The following is a 24,369-nucleotide window of genomic DNA, read 5'->3' as shown; positions in this document are numbered from 1 at the left end:
TAAATTATATGAATACTTTGCTTTCCATGTATATCGAGGAATATTATGATATGATATACACATTGTCCCTTTGGACAACTCCTATTATATATAAAGTTTGTTTTCATGCAACTAAAAATTTAAAATTATGTTGATTTTATCAATATTTTTTCAATTTTATTAAAATGTAAACACTTTCACTATACAAACATAGGAATAGTTTTCAAAAGTACCATATTTTTACTGATTATGTCTCACTATATATTGGTAGAGTTTTGCTATAAATCTAGCCTCTACTTTCGCATAAGAATATTCAGCTTTCACAAATGTTGGAATTTCAAAATAATCATCATTTATAGATACACAAACAACTTCTCCAAGAGATTCCTGTCTTGTGTCAACCATGATATGAATATTAGCAGACTCATGCATCAATGGTTTCAACCATTCATCATGAAAACGAAAGTCACCATGATATGTCAAAGAAATTTTGGGCTGTTTTTTGAGTACAGCTGCTTTTAAATCCTTTTCTTGAATGATATATTCAGCCATACGGTGTTCTATTTCCATCTTCACATCTTTCATCAAAGCATCAGCCACCTCTTGAGAAGATGCTTTAACAGCCAAACGAATACGTACTGTTTCTTCTCCAGCATATAAGGCTATAGAAACATCTTTTTGACCTTCAATCAAATCTCTCAACATTTCATCAATCTTACTTTCACCAATAAACATTGTTAAATATTCATAAGTATAAATCGTATCTTGTTTCCATTTGGTAAGATAAGGAATCAAAGAGTGTTCAACAACATATTGCAGTTCTTTAGGTGGACCAGGTAAATTAATGATCATACGTTGTCCATCAGACATGGCACAGCCATTAGCTGTTCCCATATCATTTTCTAAAATATAAGCGTCTCGAGGATAATAAGCTTGCTTAAAATTATTGTCAGGAACCTGGTCAACACCTGTACAATAGCGACATTTGATATCTACTTTTCGTGCTTCTTCTTCATCATAAACCATGTCCAAGCCTAAATACTTAGCTGACAGTTCTTTAGTCAAATCGTCTGTCGTAGGTCCGAGTCCTCCTGTTGTGATGACACAGTCAGCCCCACGTTCAAAAGCAATCTTTAAACAATCATATAATCTTTGAGGATTATCACCCACAACACTTTGATAATACACATTAAACCCTAAATCTTTACACATTTTTTCCAAAAGTGTGGCATTCGTATTTACAATTTCTCCTAATAACAGTTCTGTCCCAACATTTATAATTTCTACATTCATAAAAATACCCTCCTAAAACAAAGTAAAAATCACAAAACTCAATGAACCAATAGCAATCGCAGGTGGATCAACATGTGTTCCACAATCCAGGTTAAATACATAACTAAACAATAATCCTATAAGATGTGCTAATAAACCAAAGATTAAACATAATCCCATATTTTGTGTTTGCCAATATGCATACCCAGCAATCAATGTAATATGATGTGTTGCAGGAAAACCATCATCAACCAACGCAAAAATCAAAGAAAAAGCACTAATAGAAAAACCAATTGTATATAATCCTGTATATTTGACAACTATTCCCATACAAAATGAAATAGCTAAGGCAAACAAAACCTGATAACCCCAATAATTCAAAGAACGTGTTTTTAAAAAATGTAAAGACGACTTATTTATAAACTGTTCTCGATTTAAAAACAAACGTGTCAGCACTCCAATTGTGACAACCGATAAAGCTCCCTGATCAATAGGAAAATCATAATATATGGCAATTGCATAAATCAGATAACCTGCAACTCCACCCAATCCTCCAAACAGTAAAATTCTAATATCTTGAATAAAGCCCAATGAACGTCCTGTTTCAAACCCACGTATTTTATCACTATAGTACGCTGCTAAAGCTGTCGCAACAACAGAACCATTAAAAATAATACATGGTAAAAACAAACCATTTAAAACATAAGGCTCTAAAAAAGAAATATTCCCACCACACGCCTGCACAACAGCTACAACAATACCTATAAAACCAGTACAAATAAAAGTTTGTGTTCCACCTATAAAAGTTCCTAATACACCAGCAAAAAAAGATAAAATCAGCATCAAATCATCAAACATAAAATCACCCCCCTATCCATTGTATAAGATAAAGGACTATTTTTCTACTCTTTTTCAAACTATGAATCCAGCAAAGATAAAATTTCCTCTTCACTCCAAAATATCTGAATACACTCTATAAATTCATCCAAAGCCCTATGTTTCATACGATAATAACTGGCACGTGAATAAAAGCTCATCCACCATGAAGCCTGATAATAATTAATATACTCATGTTCAATAAATTCATAAGTGTCTTTTGATAAATGATTATGTATCTGATGAATAATCCCAACAAAACTTTCTAATTTCTGCTTACGCTCTAATTGCTTAATCATTTTCTCATCACCATTATGATATGAAGATGATGTGTCTTTCACTTTAAACATATCAACCTGTGGATAATAATTATAATGCTGATTCAAATACAGGATATCTAACTGGGCTCTTTGATAAGTTTTATAAATTTTCCTTGCGACATGATCCTTCTGTTTTAAAGTTAAATGTTTTTCCATAAAAAATCCCTCCTAATACTTATATACGCATTTTAGAGGGCATTTTTCTTTTTTAAATTGTAAAATTCTCAATTAATTGTTCAATTTCTTCATTTTTTAACCCAATTTCCAATAAATACTCTTTAGCACTACCATAATGTTCTCTTAAATAATCCAATAATTCCATCATATATCGAGGTGAAGATCTTAAATATTGTTTCGCTTCTTCATTATCCATCATTTGTGCCAAAGATGCATTAATATCTATATTATTTTCATAAGATTCACTATAATCTTTCACAATATCATATTCATGACATCCAATCAGATCCAACAATAAAGCTGCAGTGACACCTGTACGATCTTTACCAGCAGAACAATGAAACATAATGCCTTCATAAGGATATTTCACAAAGATATCAAACAATTCTTTAAATTTATGTTTCATCCCTTCTAACATATAAATATAGACACCACCTAAGTCTTTATAAGTTTTCACTTCTTCAGGAACAATAGTAGCTTTAGTAGAATCAAATAAATTCACTTCATAATAATCAATATCTTTTTCGTTTTGAAATGGATTAGGCTGACACTCTTTTTCAAAATCACTTCTTAAATCAATCACAACTTTAACACCATAATCCTTTAAAGTCTGAATGTCTTTTGAAGTTGCATAAGTAGGTGCAGCTGCTCTGATATACTTATGAGCACGACTATACATTCCACCCTGTGTTTCATAACCACCTAAATCTCTTGTATTAACCATTTTCTCTAATTGAATCTGACGTTCTTCTCTTGTCATATATAGCATATTTTCACTCTCCTATTCTTCAAAAGGACGGACACGTAAAGTCACGCCTAAATCATCACAAATTGCCTGACATTTCTTTATTTTCTCTTCACCAATAATATCTACAACACTCATCACAACAAATGGAACATACTCTAGGCAAGACTTTGCAAAATCAAGCATAGCCTGAAAAGACTCTATCCCAAAACGACTGCGTGTTAATGCATCATACTCCTTAGCATCAGGAGCATTTAAACTAATTGAAACTGTATCAATTCTTCCCTTGAATTCAGGTGTTACATCTCTTTGATGAATCAAACAAGCTAAACCATTGGTATTGACACGAATAGGTAAATCTCTTCGAAAATGCTTTAAAATCCCTGCAATCTGTATCACATCTTCCACTCTTTCTAAGGGTTCACCAAAACCACAGAAAACAACTTCATGGAAATCATCTAAATCATATTTTTGAAACTCTTTAATTACATCTTCAACAGTCGGTTCCTCTTTAAGCCATAAACTATGTCCTTCTTCCATTTCCTTTGTCTGTCTTAAACAAAATGTACAGGCACAAGGACAACGATTGGTTAAATTAACATAAACTGTGACATCTTCTAATGAAGCTAATTCACTGATATCCTGATAACCATTGCCGTGTATTGTATATAAAATCATAAATCTTCTCCTAACTCATATAAATATTCTTCAAAGCTCAAACCATAATGATGAGGGACATGTGTTTGTTCACAAAAGCGAATACATTTTGAAGCAAAGGCTGTTGCTTTTTTGACACTTTCATAAAAACTCAATCCATTCAAATAGCTTCCTGCTATAACAGCCGCAATAACATCTCCTGTTCCACAACGATCTTTACCAATGCGATCCACCATTACAATCTGATAATCTTCATGTTTATTATAAATAAAATTTAAAATCTGTTTATCATTAAACGGTATACCTGTCACAACAATATGAGATGGTCCTTGTCTTGATAACTGTTCACACATCTCTTTGAGTTCATCAAATGAAGGCAAAGACTCAGGGTAAGGGCGATCAACTAAAGTGACAAGTTCAGTTAAATTCGGTGTCATTAAATCCGCATATTGAACCAGTTCTTTCATCTTCTGACACATGGCAGGTGTATATGTCTTATACAATTTTCCATGATCTCCCATCACAGGATCCACAAGAATAAACGTTTCTTTTCTTTTAAAAGTCTGAATAAAATCAATCACAATATCAACCTGTTCTTCAGAACCTAAAAAACCTGTCGCAATGGCATCAAATTCTAAATGCAGATCTTTATAAGTCTGGATATAATCTTTCATCCTTGATGTATAATCATCAAAATAATAAACGGGAAATTGGGTATGGGTTGATAAAATAGCGGTAGGAATAGGAACAGCTTGTATCTTCATAGCGGATACAATAGGTGCCATAGCCGCAATCGCACATCTTCCAAATCCTGTCATATCATTAATTAAAGCAATCTTCTTTTGCATATTTACACCCCATTTTTATCCTATTTTATCACAAACACATCTAAAAAAGAAGAAATGTATCTTGAAAAGGAACAACTCTGTATGATTTCATTTTCCATCATTCTATGTTATGATAATGAAAAATATCAGAAAAGGAGTTCATTATGGATAAGCATTGTTTCAAAACAGATTTAACACAAGATACAATCATAGATCAACATTATCAGGATGAAGCTATTTTTGATAGTCATTTCAAACATAAAGACTTTCAACATTGTCAGTTTGAACATATTGATTTTCAAGATGTTTCTTTTGAAAACAGTTATTTTGTCAATGTCACTTTTATTCATTGTGATTTATCCAATATCAAATTGAACCATACACTTTTTAGACATGTCCGTTTTGAAAACTGTAAATTGATGGGTACTGATTTTTCTGAATCCATTTTTGATCAGGTCACTTTTCAAGAATGTCTATGCTCATTTGCGAATTTTGCATTCATGCATAATAAAACAGTGCAGTTTCAACATTGTTGTCTACAAAATGCCAGTTTTGTAGAAGTCAAAATGACAAAAACAAGCTTTGATGAATGCGATTTACGAGAATGTGAATTTCTCCACGCCTCACTTTCTCATATTGATTTTTCTTCATGTCAGATTGAAGGCATCATGACATCTTCTCAAGATATTGCTGGGGCTATCATTGCCTATAATCAGGCTCCAGCTCTCATCCATTTATTAAAAGTCAAAATCAAGGAATAAAAAAACTATGGTGATTAGAAGTGAACTTCATGATTTAGAAATTCAAATCATGAGGTTCATTTCTTTTTTCCATAGTTTTAATATGCTCTTGCAAAATAAACAATATGTTTTGCTTTCTTACCACAAATTGGACAAACCCCATCAGCGTGGGCATCTGTATCAATACAACGTGATGTTGCAGCTGTGTCTTCTTTGATCTTCACTTCACATGCTTCATCACCACACCAAGGCATTTTAACGTAACCACCTTTGTTATTTAAAACGTCTTTAAATTCTTCATAAGTTGTGACATCAGTGATATGTTCATCTCTAAATTTTAAAGCTTTCTGATACATTTCTTCATGAACTTCATCTAATAAATGAGCTAATTTGTCTGGTAATGTCTCATCAAGAGCTAAAGTTAATTTTTCACCATTCACACGTTTAGCGACAACACATTGACCATTCTGTAAATCTCTTGGACCCACTTCTAAACGTAATGGAATACCACGCATTTCAGCTTCTGAGAACTTCCATCCTGGTGATTTGTCACTCGCATCCACTTTCACACGGATACCTTTAGCCTGTAATTGAGCCTGAAGTTCATAAGCTTTATCTAAAATTCCTTCTTTTTGTTGTTGAATTGGAATAATCATCACTTGTGTTGGTGCGACTCTTGGAGGTAAGACTAACCCATTATCATCACCATGAACCATAATAATCGCTCCAAGTAAACGTGTTGAAACACCCCATGAAGTCTGATAAACATATTTAAGCTGATTATCTTTGTCTAAGAATTTCATATCAAAAGCTTTCGCAAAACCATCACCAAAATAATGTGATGTTCCAGACTGCAATGCTTTTCCATCATGCATTAAAGCTTCAATTGTATATGTTTCTTCTGCTCCTGCAAATTTTTCTCTTTCTGTTTTTCTACCTGTTACCATTGGAATAGCCAATAATTCTCTGGCAGTTGTTTCATAGATATCCAACATACGCATTGTTTCTTCTTTCGCTTCTTTTGCTGTTGCATGAATCGTATGTCCTTCCTGCCATAAAAATTCTGAACCTCTTAAAAATGGTCTTGTTGTTTTCTCCCAACGCACAACAGAGCACCATTGATTATATAATTTTGGTAAATCACGATAAGAATTGACAATCTTTGCATAATGTTCACAAAATAATGTTTCAGATGTAGGACGAATCAATAAATGTTCTTCCAATTCATCTAATCCACCACGTGTGACAACTGCACATTCAGGCGCAAATCCTTCAACATGATCAGCTTCTTTTTTTAATAATGATTCAGGGATTAACATCGGCATATAAACATTTTCATGTCCCGTTTCTTTAAATTTTTTGTCCATATAGGCTTGAATCATTTCCCATAACGCATAACCATATGGGCGATAGATAATAAACCCTTTGACACTTGAATAATCCATTAATTCGGCTTTACGACAAACATCTGTATACCATTTCGCAAAGTCTTCATCTCTTGATGTAATCGCATCATTTTTTACTTTATTTGCCATTTTTTCTATACCCCTTCTCTAATATTTACCTTACTATTATACAAGAATTTAACTAAAAAGCAATTAGGACTCGACTTTTTCTTTTTCAAAAACCAAATCTATTTCTTCTATGTAACCATTGCCTCTTTGCAAAACTGGAGTCCACCCTGCATAACGCCATCCTTCACTTGCATAGCTATCAATGATCTCATGCAACTTTTCAAAACGATATTCAGTGATTCCAAAACCTGAAACCTTGGCTGTCATGCGATGATATTTATAAATCAGTTTCATTTGGCTTATCCCCTTTCAATATGTAATGAACTACCCTGTTGTCCTTTTTCCACAATAATCTGAGTATCAATTCTTTCTTTCAATTCATCAACATGAGAAATAATACCAATTGTCTTATGATCATTCTTTAAATCCATTAAAACTGATAAAGCCTGATCAATAGATTCATGATCTAAAGTCCCAAAACCTTCATCAATAAATAGCGTATTTAATTCAATGCCTCCAGCATAATTTTGAATCATAGACGATAGACCTAAAGCCAGTGATAAAGCCGCTTTAAAAGATTCTCCACCTGATAAAGACTGAATATCTCGCATCATTCCCGTTTCATAATCCAGAACACTTAAATCCAATCCTTGTTGTTTAACACCTTTGACATCTTTTTTACGATACAAGGCAAATCGTCCTTGTGTCATTTTTAATAGCTCAATATTCGCAAATTCGAGAATCTGTTCAAAATAAGCTGATAAAACATATCTTTCAAAAGACATACGTAAAGGATTCTTTCCTGATGTATAATCATATAAATCCTGATAAAGTGTATACTTTTCAAAAATATTCTGATTTTTATGATAATCTTTATCTAACTGATCTAATGTTTCCTGATTTTGCTTATAAACATGTAAAGTCTCATGATATTGTGTATAAGTTTCATCACGTTTTTGTGCCAATGCATCTAACTGTTGTTTTTCTAAAGACAAATCAGTCATGTGATAATCTTTGGTTTTCTCTTCTAAAAGCTGTTTTTGTTTCCCTAACGCTTCTTTTTGAATGATATAATTTTGATAAGTTTTTTCCTGATTGAAAATAGACTGTTGACGCTTTTGATAATCTAAAAACTGTTCTTCACTATCAAAGTATTGATCAATAAATGCCTGATAACGCTGTGTATATGCTTCCTGTTTTGATTCTAAATCATCTATTTGACTAGAGAATGTTTCAAGCTGATGCGTATAAACAGAAATATCTTTTTGGCATTGATGATATTGATTTTCAATATCATGAATATGCTGATCAAGACGATGAAATTGTATTTGTTGCTGTTTCAATAAAACAGAGATATCTTGTTCATTAGACAAATGATATTCTTCTTGAAGCTGTGTATATTGTTGATGTAATAAAGATAACTGTTTTTCTTTATCAATGATCTGATTTTTCATATCCTGTAGATATTGATTCTGTTGTTGAAGTAAAAGATGATCCTGTTTCAGATTTTTTTGAATCTTCTTTAAATAAATCACATCATTATATTTTTTCTGATATGTTTTTTCCTGTTCATCAATAACCTGTACAATATCAGATAATAAACGAATAAAAACTTCTTTTGATAATTCTTCTTGAATATCCAGCTGTTTTTTTAACATCTCAATACGTGTTTTCATTTGTTGAACAAGTTCATTTTGTTGGAAAACTTCCTGATATGCTTCCTGTTGTTGTTGATTAAGCACTTCTACCTGTTGAGATAAATTCTCTAATTCATGAGAAGATAAAACCGATGTTTCCAGTTGAGCCAAATGAGGATGATGCGTTGAACCACAGACTGGACAAGGTTCATTTTCTTTTAAATGAGATGCTAAAATACCAGCCTGTTGACGACGGAAGAGTTCATCTTCATGGCGATATTTGACTAATATATCTTCATATTTTTGATGCTTCTTTTGATAATTCACTGACAAATCATAGTGATGATCTTCTAAAGATTTCCATTCATCATAAAACTGACTGAGTTCATGAATCATGACTCTTTTTTTATTAATATCTTTGACATTTTTCTCATTTTGTTCTAATTCCAATTCTAAGCGCGGTAAACGATTGACATTTTCCTGATCACGTTGAATACGATTGTCTAGCTTTTCATAGCGTGACTGTAAATTTTGATAATCGTTTTGCATAGATTGATATTGTTTGTATTGGTTTTGATATTGTTGAAGAAGCTGGTGATATTGTTGATATTTTTCTAAAGATTGTTTGGTATTATCAATATCTAATAAAAGCTGATCTTTTTTTTGTTTCTCTTTTTCTAATTGTTGATATTCTCTTTCAAGCTGTTCAAACTGTTTTTGAGAAGTTTCTAACTGTTTATGAACTTTTTGTTTTTGATTCATGGCCTGTTGATATGACAGTTTGATTTGCTGATACTGGTCTAATAAAGATTGATGATCTTTGATGGCTGCTACTTGATCTAAATCATGTTTCAATGAAGCCATCATCTTTTCTTGGTTTTGTAAAGTCTGATATTGTTGTGTGATTTGCTGTAATTCTGATAACTGAAGATTTTGTTGTTGTTTTTGATAATAAAGATTCGCAAACTGATCATAGCTTGTCTTCGCATTTTGATAAGATGCCTGATAGTGTTGTAACTGATCATGAAGCTTTTCATTTTTCAAAGTGGCTTCCTGAATATAGGAAGGATGGAATTCCTGTTGATGCATGTCCATAAATGCAGAATCTAGCTGCAACATGGAAAAACGTGATGATAAAGCTTGTGATGATAATAAAAACTGATCTTTGTAAGTTTTTACCTGTTCTTTCAATAGATTTTCAAAAACAACCAGTGATTCACTATGAAAAACATGACGTAAAACACGTTCTCTTTCTTCACTGCTGGCATAAATCAGTTCCGTAAACTCACCTTGTGCAATCATGACAATCTGTTTAAACTGATGAACATCAACACCTAATAATTCCTTGATTTTGGCATTGACTTCTTTAACTCCTTCAATCATGTTTTCTCCATCATCTAAATAAGCATTGGCATTTTTAGGTGTTTTATAGCCTTCACGATAATAAGTCGGTGAACGCTTGATCGTATAGATATGTTGATGTAATTCAAAAGTCAATTCTACATATGTTTCATCTTCTGCATCCGCAAAGTCACTGCGAAAATAAGAAACATGTCGATGTGAACCACTGGCTTCTCCATACAAAGCAAACGTAATCGCATCAAAGAGAGTTGTTTTTCCTGAACCTGTTGGTCCACTAATTAAATATAAGCCATGATCTAACATATTTTCAAAATCAACAACAGTGAAATCCTTATAAGTCATAAAAGCATTCATTGTTAATTTAATAATTCTCACTCTCTTCACCTGCCTTTTCCAATAATGTTTTGACAACATCTTTTTGTAAATCATTTAATTTTTGACTTTTGACATCTTGATAAAATTGTTCAAATAATGACAAAGTATCCATCTGTTGAATAGATTGTATCGGTTGAAATGAACTTGTCTGATTATGTTTCATTAAATATTGATAAGTGATCTGTAAAAGATGAGGATATAAAACGCGAAGTTGTTCAATCGCATGAGGAACAATGGTTTCATCTAATAATTCAAAAGCTAAAAAATCATCTTTTTTCTCAATAAAATCATTTTGCATAAACTGTGCAAATGTACCTTGATATTTTTTTAAGGTCTGACCTGGATGTAATTCATGGGTTGTGATAGACAAATCATCTGTATCCACAATCACAATCAATTTTTTTTGATTCACTTCATCAAAAGAATAACACATCAAAGACCCACTATAACGCATCGTTTCACGTTTCACCTTTTGAGGTGCATGAAGATGTCCTAAAGCGACATAATCAAAATCATCAAATAAAGAAGCATCAATGATTTCACTGCCTCCTACACTTAATGGAACTTCTGATTCACTTGTGACACTAGAATGTCCAACAAATTGATGTGTGACCAGTATATTTTGATAATCATAATCAAGACTTTGCTTGGAAAGATAAAAAGATAATGCACTTTGATAATCATGTATGTCCTGATCAGGATATAACATTTTCACCTGTGATGGCTTGACAAAAGGCAATAAATAAAACCTTGTCTTTCCATACTCTACAAAAGCCATATTCTCTTTTAAATATGTTTCAATATGTAAACCATTTTCCGATAAAATAGAACTTGCAAAATGTAAACGATCCCTACTATCATGATTACCACTAATCATTAAAACCTGAATATGATAAGTCAATAAAGCCTGACTTAAAAAATCATCTAATAAATTCACTGCCTCCTGACTTGGTATCAAACGATCATAAACATCACCTGCAATGACTAATAAACGGATATCCTGCTCATCCATATATGTTAATAATTCAAATAACAATTCACGTTGAATATCTAATAAAGAATATTGATGTATGACTTTCCCTAAATGTAAATCCCCAATATGTACAAACTTCATGTTATGCCTCCTTTTCCATTATTATAAAACAAACACTTTATATTTCCCAAATAAAAACCATTTTTTCCTTTTCATCACTCGCAAAAAAACGACGCTGTTTTGCAGGAATAACCTTTGTTTCTATATATCTTGCGCCTAATTTTTGAATAGTACATAAAGAAGCCTGATTATGAGGATCACAAGTTAAAATCACCTGATGAAACTGTAATTGTTTTTGTAAAAGCAAACAAGCCTGATAAGCATAATGATGACCACGATAAGCTTCATCAATATGATAACCAATATGACCATCAAAATAGTGCTGTTGTATGGTTCCTTCTCTAAAAGTTAAACGCCCTACTTCTATTGAATCAACCATAATGGCATAAATATAATAAGGCGTAAAGCCTCTAGGCAAATGTTCATGAGCGTATTCCAGTAATTCAAGTTTCATATATGCTTCACCTCTTTTTTACATACTCTTATCATAACAATATTGACAGTTACGTGCAATATGATAAAATAGAACACATAAAAGGGAGTAGTTAGCATCATTTCATGATGTTATATAATCGACATCACGCTAAGTTTATTAGCCGGTTTTATATATGAAATAACGAGACTTTTATTGCAGTGTTGTGGTAGTTGTCTTTTTTTGTATCACAAACATATAGAGCCAAAAAATAAAAGGAGAGTGAAGTTATGGACTCTATACCCTCGCAATTATTATTGCAGATTATTTTAATTTTATTGAATGCATTCTTTGCGGCAACAGAAATTGCAGTTTTATCATTAAATAAGACACAATTAGAAAAAAAAGCCGAAGATGGAGAAAAAACAGCTAAACGCTTATTAATTCTTCTACAAGAACCTTCTGGATTCTTATCAACAATTCAAATTGGAATTACGTTAGCTGGATTTTTAGGAAGTGCCTTTGCGGCTGATAACTTTTCAGAATACCTTGTTCAATGGGTATCACAGGATTTAGGAATCACAAGTATCCCATTAAATGTCCTTGATACACTATCAGTCATTGTTATTACAATTATTTTATCTTATTTTACTTTAATTCTAGGTGAATTGGTTCCTAAAAGAATTGCCATGCAAAAACCATATGAAGTATCTAAAATCTCATGTGGCACAGTTTTAATGATTGCAAAAATTATGAACCCCGTTGTCAAATTCTTATCTTTTTCAACCAATGCCGTTTTAAAACTATTACACTTAAAAACAGAAGCTGAAGAAGATAGCATCACCGAAGAAGAAATCTTGACAATGATCGAACTCGGTGAAAAACGTGGCGTTTTAGATGAAGATGAAAGTGAATGGCTACAAAATATTTTTGATTTTAATGATACAGATATTTCTGAAATTATGACACCTTCCGTTGATATTGTTTATATTTCAGCAGATGCCTCTCAAGAAGAGATTATTAAAATCATTCAAAATACTGGATTATCACGTTATCCTGTTTATCAAAACGATGAAAACAACATTATCGGTGTTTTACATGTCAGAGATTATTTGTTGAATCTCCAAACAAAAAAGAAACCATTTGAAAAGATTCTTACAAAACCATACTTTATTCCAGATTCCATGAGAGCTGATGATTTATTTGCAGATATGCAAAATAAAAATATTCATTTTGCTATCGCTATTGACGAATTTGGAGGTATCAGTGGAATCATTACATTAGAAGATTTAGTTGAAGAAATCTTTGGAAATATCTATGATGAACATGACTCACGTGAACGACCAGATATTCAAAAAATCAATGAAACACAATGGCGTGTCAATGGAAATACAAATATTGAAGATCTTGTTGAAGCAACGGGTATCCAATTTCCAGAAGACGAAGATTACAATACCATTGGTGGTTACATATACAGTCATCTTCGTTCTATCCCAAAAGATGGTACAACGAAAACAATTCACATAGATAACATAACTTTCCAGATCACCAAGATTCAAGATCGTCGTATCAAAGAAGTCATCATAACAAAAAAAGCCTAGTCGAAATTAATCAACTAGGTCCTTTTTTTCGTTTACAATAGGTCATCCGCACTAAATTTTAATGTCACATCACAAGTATTACTTGGTTCTAAACCATGTGATCTTACTCCAGTAAAATAAACTGTTCCTTTTTTACATCCATGTTCACTCACAAGTACATCTCTATTTAATGGAATTCCTTCCGATTTAGATACCATTACTTTTGAAGATGTTATTAATTCAGCAAAATTTCCTAATGCCGCATCTCCATATGTCTTTTTAAATGTACCAATTTGACTTGTCATGGTTTTTTTACTTCCATAAGTTGTATCAAAATGTGCATGACCCCATGCAGGAATATTTTTGTGTGTCACCGTTTGATATCTTGTTCCTTGTTCATACACATAAGCTAAAGCTGAAGTCATTGTTCCTCCTAAAACAAGAAAACTTAAACCCAACGCCATAACCTTTTTTTGAATTGACATAACCCTCACCTCCTTTCGACAATAGTCTACCAAAATACTCAAAAAAGTTATTCTATATATAAAATTTGTGCATATTTTAACTATAAAAATGCACACTTTGGGTATTTTTTCTGATATAAAAATCTTTGTCATATAATGTAGATAGTTGTCAAAAAGGAGGTAGAAACTATGCGTATCGCAGTATGTGACGACGAATTATTTTATGTACAAAATATTATGGAAAGGATTAAAAACTATGAGTTTCATGACACTAAGCCCACCATCATAGATGGATATACAAATGGTAATGAATTAATTAATGCATTTAGAATCGAACCTTATGATCTTGTTTTTCTAGACATTGAGCTTGATGACTGTCAAAATGGTATTGAATTAGCTAAAATGATTAAAGATATCAAAGCAAATTGTATCTTCATTTTCATTACAGCCTATCACTATTATTTACCAGAGTCCATGTGGATTGGTGCAGACTTATTTATTGATAAGCCTATTGATCAGAAATTATTCCAAAGAGAACTTCATCATGCAACTCAGGTTTATAAGCGTTTAAATCGTACAGTATTATTTTCAACAACCGAAGGAAAAGTTTATATTAAAACTGATCAAATTCTCTATTTAGAAACAAGTTATGGTAAATATAAATTAAAAACAATGAATAAACATTATTTTGGTAACTTAAAAACCATAATGAAAACAAAACAACAATTATTAGATTTTCACTTTTTCCAACTCAACCGAAGTATCATCATTAATTTTAAACATGTCAAATCATTTTGTTTTGACTACATCACAATGACTAATGATGACATTCTTCCATTAACCAAACGAATTCGTAAAGAATTCAAAGAAAAATATTTTAATTTTATAGATAAGGAGATGTAATTTATGACAATTGTATTTAACCTATTATGTAAAGCCTTTATTGCTATTTTAGATATATTATTATTAGATTTTTATATTAAAATATCATTTTCAAACCTATATAGTAAACAAGTAAAAAAATTATCATTAATTTATATATTTACATCCATATTATTATTACTTTCTACAAGTTTCTTATTAAATTTTTGTATATATTTTATTACATTTTTAATAATATCAATTATATTCAAACAGCATAAAAATTCTTTAATAATTTTTCTAAAAAATTTTAGTATATTTTTAATTATTAAAATTACTGCTTATTGTTTCTCTAATTTATTTTGCTCATGGATATTCAATACACCAATCACATTTGAATTTTTCTATTTTTTAACACCATATTTAGTTTTGGTACGCTGTATCACCAATTATATATCTTATATAATCTTTATTTTTACTTTTAAAAATCATTTTAATCTTAATTTAAAAAGATTTAAAATATTCAGTATATTAATATTTATTCATTTTTGTTTAACATTTATTATAGATAATCCTGCCTTATTTCGTATAATGGGTATAGGTCGTACTTATATCTTCACTGTTGTGATCAGTATTATTGCATTGATATGTTTTGATAGAATGCAAACGAAATATGAAAAAGATAAGCATTTACAAAAATCTATTATACAGAACTTGGAGAAAGAAAAAGAATTTAACCAACAAAGAGAACAACAACAAAAAGAGATTAGAAAGATTAATCATAATCTCAATAGCATCTTAATTATTTTACAATCGCATTTGGAAAAAGAAGAATATGAAGAAGCAAAGGATTATATTGAACAGAACTTAAAAACACATGTTGAAGCATATCAGGCATTAACACATACTGGTATTGCAGCGATTGATGGTGCATTGAATGCTCATATTCAAAGTATTAAAGAAAAGGGTATTCAATATGATGAAGATATTTCTAAAATATTGCATTTAGGAAGTATTGTTCCTGGTGATTTAGCTTTAATTATCAGTTTAGCATTAGATAATGCTAAAGAAGCATGTGAGAACATAGATGGTGAAAAACATATTTCATTAAAGCTTCAAAGTAAACAGACACATGTGATTCTTTATATTGAAAATTCTATTCCAGAAGGAAGTCATCCATCTTTTCATAAAACAAGTAAAAAAGATAAAATTGCTCATGGATTTGGTGTTAGCAGTATTAAAGAAATGGCAGAACGTTATCATGGTGAAGCCAAATATGAAGTGGAGCATGATCAAGTTATTTTAAGAGTTGTCTTACAAAAATAAAAAATAAGACTCAAAAATGGTCTTATTTTTTATCAGCTAGAAATTGATAGAATCTTCTTTTAAACTCTTTATAGCGTTTCTTTGAAACCATCAGCATGCTTTCATCTGACATATATAATAATATGTTATCAACTTTGACAATATGTTCCATATTCACAATAAAACTTCTTTGAATTTTAACAAACGTATAATCTAATAAGGCTTTTCTAATACTATTGACAGCTTTTAAAGAACCATAATAAACACCACGTGTTGTATGAATCTTATAATTTTTATAAGCTGTTTCTAAGTATATAATTTCTGATAGATTAAAAATAATACGTCCTTGTGAAGTTGGAAATACAAAAGCTTTTTGCATATATTGATAATGTTTGATAGCTCTTTTCAATTCATATGTAAAAAGTGGATCTTTTAATGGTTTTGTCAGATATTGAAAAGCATTAACAACATAAGACTGATGTATATAACTCATATGACTTGTCATAAAAATAATCATCGTTGAAGCTTTTTTCTCATGAATCATATGAGCTAAATGAACACCATTGATATCATTTAATTCAATATCTAAATAAATCAAATCATATGGATGTTCCTCAAAACTATCTAAAAATTCCTTTCCTTGAGTAAATGTATCAACCTCAATATCTATATCATGAAATGACTGTTTAAAATTTTCTATTTTTGAATAAACATCTTGAATGTAAAATGTTTCATCATCTATCACCGCAATTCTCAACTTATTTCTCCCCATTTCTTAATTTTTCCTTTTCTTCTTTTTCCTTTAAAAATTTTTCAAATAAAAGATGATTTTGTATCAATGTTTTACGACTTGTCGGAAAGACTTCCCTTGATTTTAAAATAACATTACGATCTGTTAAAAAATCAATACATTTCATATTCACTAAAACACTTTGATTCACTTGCATAAACCATCGTGACTTTAATACTGGACGTAACTTATAACGATTTTTAACATGTGTCATGAAACGCTGATCATCCACCGTTACAATTTCTAAATCATTATAATAAGTTTCAAAATACTTAATTTCATCAACATCAAAAATACGTTTACGTCCTAATTCTCTAATGGGTATGACAAATTTGACATTTTGATGTAAATACCAATCCATTAAATAATCAAAAACACTTTGAAATTGCTTTGTATTAATGGGTTTTAGTAAATATTCCCTTGCCTTTACCGCAAATGCTTCATGAATGTGATAATATTGATCACTAATAAAGACAACCTGACAGGCACGATTCAGTTCTCTTAATCGATAAGCTGCTTCAATACCACGATCATTTTCGACTTTCATTTCAATGAATGCAAATTCATAACAACGAAATTTTGTACTATACAGCATCTCTTGAATTGTAGAAAAAGTATAAACATTTAATTCCATTTCTGGTTCATGAAAACATTCAATAAGCTTTTTCTTAATCAAGTTTAAATAATCCAGCTGATCATCACATACAGCAATGTTCATCGTTCCCTCTCCCCTTCTTTAATTATCTTGATAATTTTATTGTAGTCAATTTGCAATGAGAAATCAGTCCACTTTTCTCCCATTTTTGGTCATTTTTATGCCAATTTGTAGAAATTTGTCGAGAATTGTCGAATGACAAAAGAGTTGAAATTATGATGAATTTACCTAAAGCAAATCTTCATGGTGTATAATAGCTCTAGGGTGGTGAAAACATGAGTATTGGTCAAAGATTAAAAGCATTAAGAAAAGAAGCAGGATTATCACAAAAGCAAGTGGCGGAAGCATTAAAAATGTCTAAACCAATTGTTTCTCAATATGAATCTGATCAAAGAACACCTTCTGTTCCTAAACTTATTCGTTTCTCACGTTTTTATAAAGCGTCATTAGATTATATTTGCGAAAATGTGGAAAAGAAAAATGAATTTTATGGAATTAAAGATTTAGATAAATAATAACAGGAAATCTTACAGTTTGATAAAACTGTAATTTTTTTTACATTCTTTTTTTGACGAATCTGTAAATTTATTATTTTTTTCATCGTTTTTATGCTTTTCAATTCGTTTTTTATTTGTTTATTCGTTATAATAAATTTGTCTTTAAAGAACACCTGTATATTGATGTATGAAAATGAACTTATAAAATAAAAAAGAAAGGGATTTTTCTCATCAGCAACCGCATCAATATATAGAAGATATAAATAAGATTGTGACTTAGCCTAAATGAACCTGGCTTCTTACATCCTTATTTATATGTGATGCATCATGAACGAAAGATTTTTCTTTCGTTCTTTTTATATTTCAATTTCGCCATGTTTAAGATCATGTTCTAAACGATCAAACTCCGGCTTATAATGCCGACTGGAAATTAAAATATCATCGTTATCAAGAATAATTCTACGCCGACTCCCTCTTTGAATTTTATAAGTTTTCACATGTCTGATATTCACAAGTGTCCGCACATTAATCTGATAAAAGCCGTAATCCTGTACCCGCTGTTTTAAGCGTTCCATTTTCACACAATAGATGCGATAGACATCTTTTTCAGTATAGGCATAAAACTTTTGGTCTACCATTTCAAAATAGTATATAGCTAAAAGAGGGACATAATATTTATTATGATATTCATCATAGAGTTCAACTTCACCTAAATTTTCAGTAAATTGTTTTAATAAAAGCTGCGCTAATTTTTTGTTTTTGGGATGATAAACAAGTTTTAATTCATGATGATTCATTTGTTCATTTTCATCATAGATGATCTTCATGTTTTCATCCCTCCCCATATAGATATATAAAATGCATTTTTATATCAAAACACAAGAGAAGTTTATAGAACACCTATGTCTGTAATAAATAAAATGCACATTTGCCTAAATATTGTATATTTTTCTACAAAATTCGACATATTTCTACATGTTTTTTACCCAAAAACAGGCATTTTTTGCACAAAAAAAGATCTCATGACGAGATCTCAAATAACGATTTCATATCATCTAAACTCATGGTACTAATCGTTCCTTCATTTCCTTCAACAAAAGTATCTGCTAAGTTTTTCTTTTGTTTTTGTAATTCCATTATCTTTTCTTCAATTGTATTTTTCATAATCAATGAGAATACCTGAACATTTTCTAACTGACCAATACGATGTGCACGATCTGTTGCCTGATTTTTTGCTGACATATTCCACCATGGATCATAATGAATGACAGCTTGAGCGCTTGTTAAATTCAAACCTGATCCGCCTGCTTTTAAAGAAATAAGGAATAGTGTTGTTTGATCATTTTGGAAAGCATCAACCATTTGTTTACGTTTTTCTTTTGAAGTCGAACCATCTAAAAGATAATAAGATATATGTTCTTTTTGACATTGTTCTTCAATCAAATGTAATAATGAAGTAAATGAAGAGAATAATAATATTTTCTTATGATTATCTTTTAAAGAATGAATCAGTTCCATACACCCTTTTAACTTTGAAGAAGGCTCTTGTATATCCTGATATAATAAACGTGAATCTTGGCATAATTGTCTTAAACGTGTCAACATTGCTAGAATATCAATACGTCCTAACTGTTGAACTTGAAGTTTTTCCTGTAAAGATTTATTAACCTGGACAAGATTAGCCAGATAAAGTTTCTCTTCTTCTTCATTAAAACGCATATAGATGGTCTGTTCAATTTTCTCAGGTAATTCTGTTAAGACATCTTTTTTATTTCTTCTTAAAACAAATGGTGTAATCATCTGTTTAAGACGTTCCTGTTTTTGTTCATCATGTTCTTTTACAATAGGGCGTTCAAACTGTTCTAAAAAGTAATGATAATGATAGAGATAATAAGGCATTAAAAAGTCAAAGATTGACCATAATTCAGCTAATGAATTCTCAATTGGTGTTCCGGTTAAGGCAAAGCGCTGTTTAGCTTTTAAACGCTTTACACAAATGGCATTTCGTGTTTTAGGATTCTTGATATTTTGAGCTTCATCAATCACAACTGTATGGAACTGATATGTTTCATACAATTCAATATCTCTTCTCAAATAATCATAAGATGTGATTACAACATCATAATCTTCTTTATGTTCCAAAAGCTTTTCTCTGGCTTCTTTATGACCATAAACACATAAAACCTTTAGATCTTGAGAGAATTTTTGAAATTCATCCTGCCAGTTAAAAATCAGACTTGCAGGGGCAATAACCATGTGTGTTCCTTGTCCTTTTAAACTATCAAAATAAGTAATCATCTGTAATGTTTTTCCAAGCCCCATATCGTCAGCCAGAATACCACCAAAACCATAATGTTCCATCAGTCTTAACCACTGATAACCAAGCTTCTGATAATCTCTTAAAATACTTTGATAATGTTGAGGAATATCAAAATCATATTCTCTTTGTTTAAAGTCTTCCGTCCATTTCTTTAATTCAGCACTTCTTTGATAATGTAAAGAAGATTCCTGATTCATCATCTGATCAATTTCAAACAGACGATAAGTTGGAATTTGAATCTCCCCTCCCACAATATCTTTCATATTCAGTGATAAAGAATGTGTCAGATGATCTAAATCCTGAAGTTCCTGATTTTCTAACGAAAGAATCTGACCATTCTTTAACTTATAGAATTTTCTTTTTTTCTTATATGCTTTTAATAAATCTATGAGTTCTTCTTTTTGGACATGAATACTATGAATATCAATAGACAATAAGCCTTGACGCAGATGTACACCCACCTGTATATCTACTGGTGTAACCTGAGAAAAACTATTTAAGGCATCACTGACAAAAATCTGACAATAATGCGAAAGATATGGCAAGCTTTCTTTTAAAAACTGATAAGTAAAATCATGATCATATTGAAGATAAATCATATGATCATCAATATCTTCAATATAAGGACGCAAATAATCTTCTATTAAATCTGCTTTCTTTGATTTATGCGTATTATCTTCATCAAAACCATAACAGATATGATCATCATAAATATATTCTAATTGAACACAAATCTGATCATCACGCGTCATATCTGCATAAAGATTAATCATATCTTCTTGATGATAGGTATCAAAAAGATGTGTCTTTAAATCAATATCATCACTTAAATCATATAAAACATATTTATAAAAATCCATTAAAGCATTTTGAGGAATATAGAAACCGCCTTTGGTTTCCATCCATTTTTTGATAAATGTGATGGCTTGAATAGGCGCATGGAACATATAGCGATATAAAGTATCATTATGAAAACTGTATAAATATTGTGAGGATATCATCACATCTTCAAATTCATTATAATCAGCTAAATCTAAAACATAGCTGTCTTCTTTTAAGGAAATATCTAAAGGAATCGTATAATTCTTCTTATCAAAAGCAATATCACAATAAGAAGAAGGCAAAGCACTCATGATATTATAAAATTCATCTATATCATCCTGTATCATTAATACTTTGATAACACCCTGTTGAATAAACTGATTTTTTAAAAAGCTTTTTTTCATAAAATCAATGATTTCTCTAGAGTCCTCATCAAAAGCTTCCCTACTATGAATGAATTCAAAATTCTTGCTGTATTGTAAATGTTCATGATGTTCAATGGCTTTTAAAAAGGAATCAATATTTTTAATCATATAGCTTTGAGTCGATGTTAAAACTTTAAAAGCAACCCATAATTGATTCTTTTTTTGTTGGACAAAGACTTTAAGCTGATATTGTTGTGAAATAAATGGAACAAAAGATTCTCTTAATAACTGATCTTTATATAAATGAATCAAATCTAATGATTCCTGCTGTTTTTTATGCAGGATGCGTTCTTGTCGTTGTTTTTCTATTTTTAAGAGTTGCTGTTGCTTATTCCAATGATCATCTTTTTCATAAAAATAAGGGAAAGATGTCACTTCTAATTTCTTTAAAAAGAACAAAATTCCTGCAATATGACGACATTGTCCTTTTAAAGGACAGCTACAATGAGATTGAATAATCTCCCCATCCTGTGAGATTTTCATAGATACAATCAATTTATCATTTGACATTGAAATTCTTGCATTGATTCTATAACAGTGATTATTTTCATCATAGGAGATCGTCATTCTTTCTAAATATTCTTTCATATCCATAAAACGACCATAACGATATTCCTTTTCATTTTGCACAATACGTCTGATTTCTTTTTCCTGTATAAGCATCATGATTCCTCCAATCAATTTTTTATTATATCATATTATGACCAGAGTGTAAGCTATAATCACATGCATTTTCACTGATTAACGGATCTCTTGTTGATTACCTAACATAATTTTCACTTTCTGACCTTCTTCTATCTGTTCTCCAACACGAGGCAATTGATCAATGACATAGTCACCTTCACCTAAAAATTCAAAACCATATTGATCATTTTTCACTTCTGATTTTTTCTTACCAATATAATTTTGTACATCAAAAGTTCTCGTATCCGTCCAGACATAAGCTTTTTCTCGTTGTTGTGTCACTTTTTGAACTCCCAGTGCTGGTAAAACATCCATGAAAATTTTTCTGGCAATAGGAGCTGCTGTTGTTCCACCATATTGAACACATTTTTTAGGATTATCCATGGCTAAATAAAGCACAATCTGTGGATCATCAATGGGCGCAACACCTAAAAAAGAAAGAATATAGCCATTACCAGCATATGTTCCATTAATGGCACGTTGAGCGGTTCCTGTTTTTCCCCCAATACGATACCCATCTATATAAGCATTCTTTCCACCTCCATCCGTCACAACACCTTCCAAAGCATCTCTGACTTTAGCTGACGTATCTTCACGAATGACCTGTTTTAACATTTTGGGTTGTTTTTCACTGACAACTTCATGTGTTTTGGAATTATAGATTTTATTGACAATATAAGGCTGATAGAGTTTTCCACCATTCACACAAGCACAAACAGCTCTGACAAGCTGGATTGGTGTCACAGAAATGCCTTGTCCAAAAGCCACAGTTGCCTGTTCAACTTCATTAAACTTATCATAATCAAACATAATTCCACTGGATTCTCCCATCATATCGACACCTGTTTTTTGTGTTAATCCAAAATCCTGAATATACTGATAAAGACGTTCTTTACCAAGTCTACGCCCAATTTCAACAAATCCAGGATTGGAAGAATTTTGTAAAACTTCTCTAAAGGTTTGTAAACCATGTCCTCCTTTTTTCCATGATTTAATACGAACACCGCCTACAATTTCATAACCTTTATCATAATAAGTATCTTTGTCCATATCAAAAAGATTCTCATTTAAAGCACTACTAAAAGTAATAATTTTGTATGTTGATCCTGGCTCATAGGATTTCCAAATTGGTAAATTACGATTATAAATTTCACTATCAGCATTTTGATAATCATTCGGATCAAAATCAGGTTTACTACAAATTGCTAGAATTTTACCATTACGAGGATCCATTGCTAAACACAAAATAGAATCTGGATCATAAGTCGCATAAGCATTGTTTAATTCTCTTTCTACGACATCCTGAACACGTGTATCAATCGTTAATTCAATATCCATACCAGAAGTTGGATAAACATAATCAGCTGGATAAATATTTAAATTTTGTCCTTTGGCATTCATATAATAATGAATGCTTCCATTGACTCCAGAAAGATAATCATCATATTGGAGCTCTAGACCAACTAATCCTTGATTATCAATACCTACAAATCCTAAAGTTTGAGCTAAATAATTTTGAAATGGGTAATATCGCAAAGTATCTTGAACAAGATAGACCCCTGGTAATTTTAAACGATCAATGCTATACGCTTTATTTTCATCTAGTTGTCGTCCTTCTGGTTGAATTCTTTCTACTGAAACTTTCTTTTGTATTTTATCCAATAATGTCTTTTCATCACATTCTAGAATTTGAGCGAGTTGATAGGCAGTATGGATAGGATCTTTAATTTGACTTGGAACAACAATCAATGAAGATGTTGTGAGATTATCAACCAAAGTCACATGCTGACTGTCATATATTTTTCCACGTGATGCTTCCAATGGAAAACTACGTTGCCATGATTCTGTTGCTTTTAAACTCAATTCCTGATAAGCAATAAATTGACTATAGCCAAGACGAATCACAATACAAACAATAATAATGGTCATGACAATATTGACCCATTTGATCTTCTGTATCATTTTAGAAAAAACCATGTC

Annotated in this window: 22 protein-coding genes; 5 read left to right on the top strand and 17 right to left on the bottom strand. The window is 31.0% G+C overall.

The window, feature by feature from the left end:
- Nucleotides 1-219: 219 nt before the first annotated feature.
- From E0K96_RS03760 to E0K96_RS03735, 6 genes are read right to left on the bottom strand one after another with little or no spacing between them, the layout of a single operon-like run.
- Nucleotides 220-1,272 carry a molybdopterin-binding protein gene (locus E0K96_RS03760; protein ID WP_168081282.1) on the bottom strand — a complete coding sequence of 351 codons (1,053 nt, stop codon included), beginning with the start codon at nt 1,270-1,272 and terminating at the stop codon, nt 220-222.
- 12 nt (nt 1,273-1,284) lie between these two features.
- Complete coding sequence (locus E0K96_RS03755; RefSeq protein WP_129739343.1) at nt 1,285-2,109, bottom strand: DUF7973 family transport facilitator; 825 nt, start codon at nt 2,107-2,109, stop codon at nt 1,285-1,287.
- Nucleotides 2,110-2,168: 59 nt separating this feature from the next.
- Nucleotides 2,169-2,603, bottom strand: coding sequence for an MG284/MPN403 family protein (locus E0K96_RS03750; protein ID WP_129739341.1), 435 nt, complete (start codon nt 2,601-2,603; stop codon nt 2,169-2,171).
- 52 nt (nt 2,604-2,655) lie between these two features.
- Complete coding sequence (locus E0K96_RS03745) at nt 2,656-3,393, bottom strand: tyrosine-protein phosphatase (protein ID WP_168081280.1); 738 nt, start codon at nt 3,391-3,393, stop codon at nt 2,656-2,658.
- A 12-nt stretch (nt 3,394-3,405) separates the two neighbouring features.
- On the bottom strand, nt 3,406-4,047 hold the full coding sequence (locus E0K96_RS03740; protein ID WP_087243972.1) for a TatD family nuclease-associated radical SAM protein: 642 nt from the start codon (nt 4,045-4,047) through the stop codon (nt 3,406-3,408).
- Nucleotides 4,044-4,874, bottom strand: a complete 831-nt coding sequence (locus E0K96_RS03735; protein ID WP_168081278.1) for a pyridoxamine kinase — start codon at nt 4,872-4,874, stop codon at nt 4,044-4,046. The genes E0K96_RS03740 and E0K96_RS03735 overlap by 4 nt, the downstream gene beginning before the upstream one ends.
- A gap of 143 nt (nt 4,875-5,017) precedes the next feature.
- On the opposite strand from E0K96_RS03735, the gene E0K96_RS03730 reads away from it, so the two are divergent.
- The gene (locus tag E0K96_RS03730) at nt 5,018-5,614 is read left to right on the top strand and encodes a pentapeptide repeat-containing protein (protein ID WP_168081276.1); all 597 of its coding nucleotides are present in this window, start codon (nt 5,018-5,020) and stop codon (nt 5,612-5,614) included.
- 77 nt (nt 5,615-5,691) lie between these two features.
- On the opposite strand, the gene proS is transcribed toward E0K96_RS03730, so the two are convergent.
- From proS to E0K96_RS03705, 5 genes are all read right to left on the bottom strand, one after another.
- Nucleotides 5,692-7,128, bottom strand: coding sequence for a proline--tRNA ligase (proS, locus tag E0K96_RS03725; protein ID WP_168081274.1), 1,437 nt, complete (start codon nt 7,126-7,128; stop codon nt 5,692-5,694).
- Nucleotides 7,129-7,191: 63 nt separating this feature from the next.
- On the bottom strand, nt 7,192-7,401 hold the full coding sequence (locus E0K96_RS03720) for a DUF4177 domain-containing protein (RefSeq protein WP_240924420.1): 210 nt from the start codon (nt 7,399-7,401) through the stop codon (nt 7,192-7,194).
- A 5-nt stretch (nt 7,402-7,406) separates the two neighbouring features.
- Nucleotides 7,407-10,481 (bottom strand): AAA family ATPase, encoded by a 3,075-nt coding sequence (locus tag E0K96_RS03715; RefSeq protein ID WP_168081272.1) that lies wholly within the window; start codon nt 10,479-10,481, stop codon nt 7,407-7,409.
- Nucleotides 10,468-11,595: an exonuclease SbcCD subunit D gene (locus E0K96_RS03710; RefSeq protein ID WP_168081270.1), complete on the bottom strand. Its 1,128-nt coding sequence runs from the start codon at nt 11,593-11,595 to the stop codon at nt 10,468-10,470. Before E0K96_RS03710 ends, E0K96_RS03715 begins: the two co-directional genes overlap by 14 nt.
- Before the next feature lie 37 nt (nt 11,596-11,632).
- Entirely contained in the window at nt 11,633-12,028 is a 396-nt protein-coding gene (locus E0K96_RS03705; protein WP_168081268.1) for a GNAT family N-acetyltransferase, read from the bottom strand.
- A gap of 248 nt (nt 12,029-12,276) precedes the next feature.
- Between E0K96_RS03705 and E0K96_RS03700 the strand changes: the two genes are divergently transcribed.
- Nucleotides 12,277-13,587 carry a hemolysin family protein gene (locus tag E0K96_RS03700; RefSeq protein ID WP_168081266.1) on the top strand — a complete coding sequence of 437 codons (1,311 nt, stop codon included), beginning with the start codon at nt 12,277-12,279 and terminating at the stop codon, nt 13,585-13,587.
- 32 nt (nt 13,588-13,619) lie between these two features.
- Here the strand turns inward: E0K96_RS03700 and E0K96_RS03695 are convergent, their stop codons facing one another.
- Complete coding sequence (locus tag E0K96_RS03695; protein WP_168081264.1) at nt 13,620-14,051, bottom strand: hypothetical protein; 432 nt, start codon at nt 14,049-14,051, stop codon at nt 13,620-13,622.
- 168 nt (nt 14,052-14,219) lie between these two features.
- Here E0K96_RS03695 and E0K96_RS03690 point away from each other — a divergent pair, with 168 nt between their 5' ends.
- Together E0K96_RS03690 and E0K96_RS03685 are read left to right on the top strand one after the other, a co-directional pair.
- Nucleotides 14,220-14,933, top strand: coding sequence for a LytR/AlgR family response regulator transcription factor (locus E0K96_RS03690; RefSeq protein ID WP_168081262.1), 714 nt, complete (start codon nt 14,220-14,222; stop codon nt 14,931-14,933).
- A 549-nt stretch (nt 14,934-15,482) separates the two neighbouring features.
- Nucleotides 15,483-16,217 carry a sensor histidine kinase gene (locus E0K96_RS03685; protein ID WP_168081260.1) on the top strand — a complete coding sequence of 245 codons (735 nt, stop codon included), beginning with the start codon at nt 15,483-15,485 and terminating at the stop codon, nt 16,215-16,217.
- 22 nt (nt 16,218-16,239) lie between these two features.
- Here the strand turns inward: E0K96_RS03685 and E0K96_RS03680 are convergent, their stop codons facing one another.
- Together E0K96_RS03680 and E0K96_RS03675 are read right to left on the bottom strand one after the other, a co-directional pair.
- Nucleotides 16,240-16,968, bottom strand: a complete 729-nt coding sequence (locus tag E0K96_RS03680; protein WP_087297653.1) for a LytR/AlgR family response regulator transcription factor — start codon at nt 16,966-16,968, stop codon at nt 16,240-16,242.
- A complete protein-coding gene (locus E0K96_RS03675) occupies nt 16,955-17,704 on the bottom strand; it encodes a LytR/AlgR family response regulator transcription factor (RefSeq protein WP_168081258.1) in 750 nt (249 codons plus the stop codon). Before E0K96_RS03675 ends, E0K96_RS03680 begins: the two co-directional genes overlap by 14 nt.
- 212 nt (nt 17,705-17,916) lie before the next feature.
- Here E0K96_RS03675 and E0K96_RS03670 point away from each other — a divergent pair, with 212 nt between their 5' ends.
- Nucleotides 17,917-18,156, top strand: a complete 240-nt coding sequence (locus E0K96_RS03670; protein WP_087243958.1) for a helix-turn-helix domain-containing protein — start codon at nt 17,917-17,919, stop codon at nt 18,154-18,156.
- Nucleotides 18,157-18,494: 338 nt separating this feature from the next.
- Here E0K96_RS03670 and E0K96_RS03665 read toward each other — a convergent pair whose 3' ends face one another.
- From E0K96_RS03665 to E0K96_RS03655, 3 genes are all read right to left on the bottom strand, one after another.
- Nucleotides 18,495-18,965: a LytTR family DNA-binding domain-containing protein gene (locus tag E0K96_RS03665; RefSeq protein ID WP_087243957.1), complete on the bottom strand. Its 471-nt coding sequence runs from the start codon at nt 18,963-18,965 to the stop codon at nt 18,495-18,497.
- Nucleotides 18,966-19,158: 193 nt separating this feature from the next.
- Entirely contained in the window at nt 19,159-22,368 is a 3,210-nt protein-coding gene (locus E0K96_RS03660) for a DEAD/DEAH box helicase (protein WP_168081452.1), read from the bottom strand.
- A gap of 78 nt (nt 22,369-22,446) precedes the next feature.
- Complete coding sequence (locus tag E0K96_RS03655; RefSeq protein WP_168081256.1) at nt 22,447-24,366, bottom strand: penicillin-binding transpeptidase domain-containing protein; 1,920 nt, start codon at nt 24,364-24,366, stop codon at nt 22,447-22,449.
- Nucleotides 24,367-24,369: the final 3 nt, after the last annotated feature.

This window comes from Massilimicrobiota sp. SW1139 (genome assembly GCF_012027715.1).
Classification (GTDB): Bacteria; Bacillota_I; Bacilli_A; order Erysipelotrichales; family Coprobacillaceae; genus Allocoprobacillus; species Allocoprobacillus merdigallinarum.
Note: the sequence above shows the minus strand (reverse complement) of the source record. Positions and strands in the feature narration are given on the sequence as shown.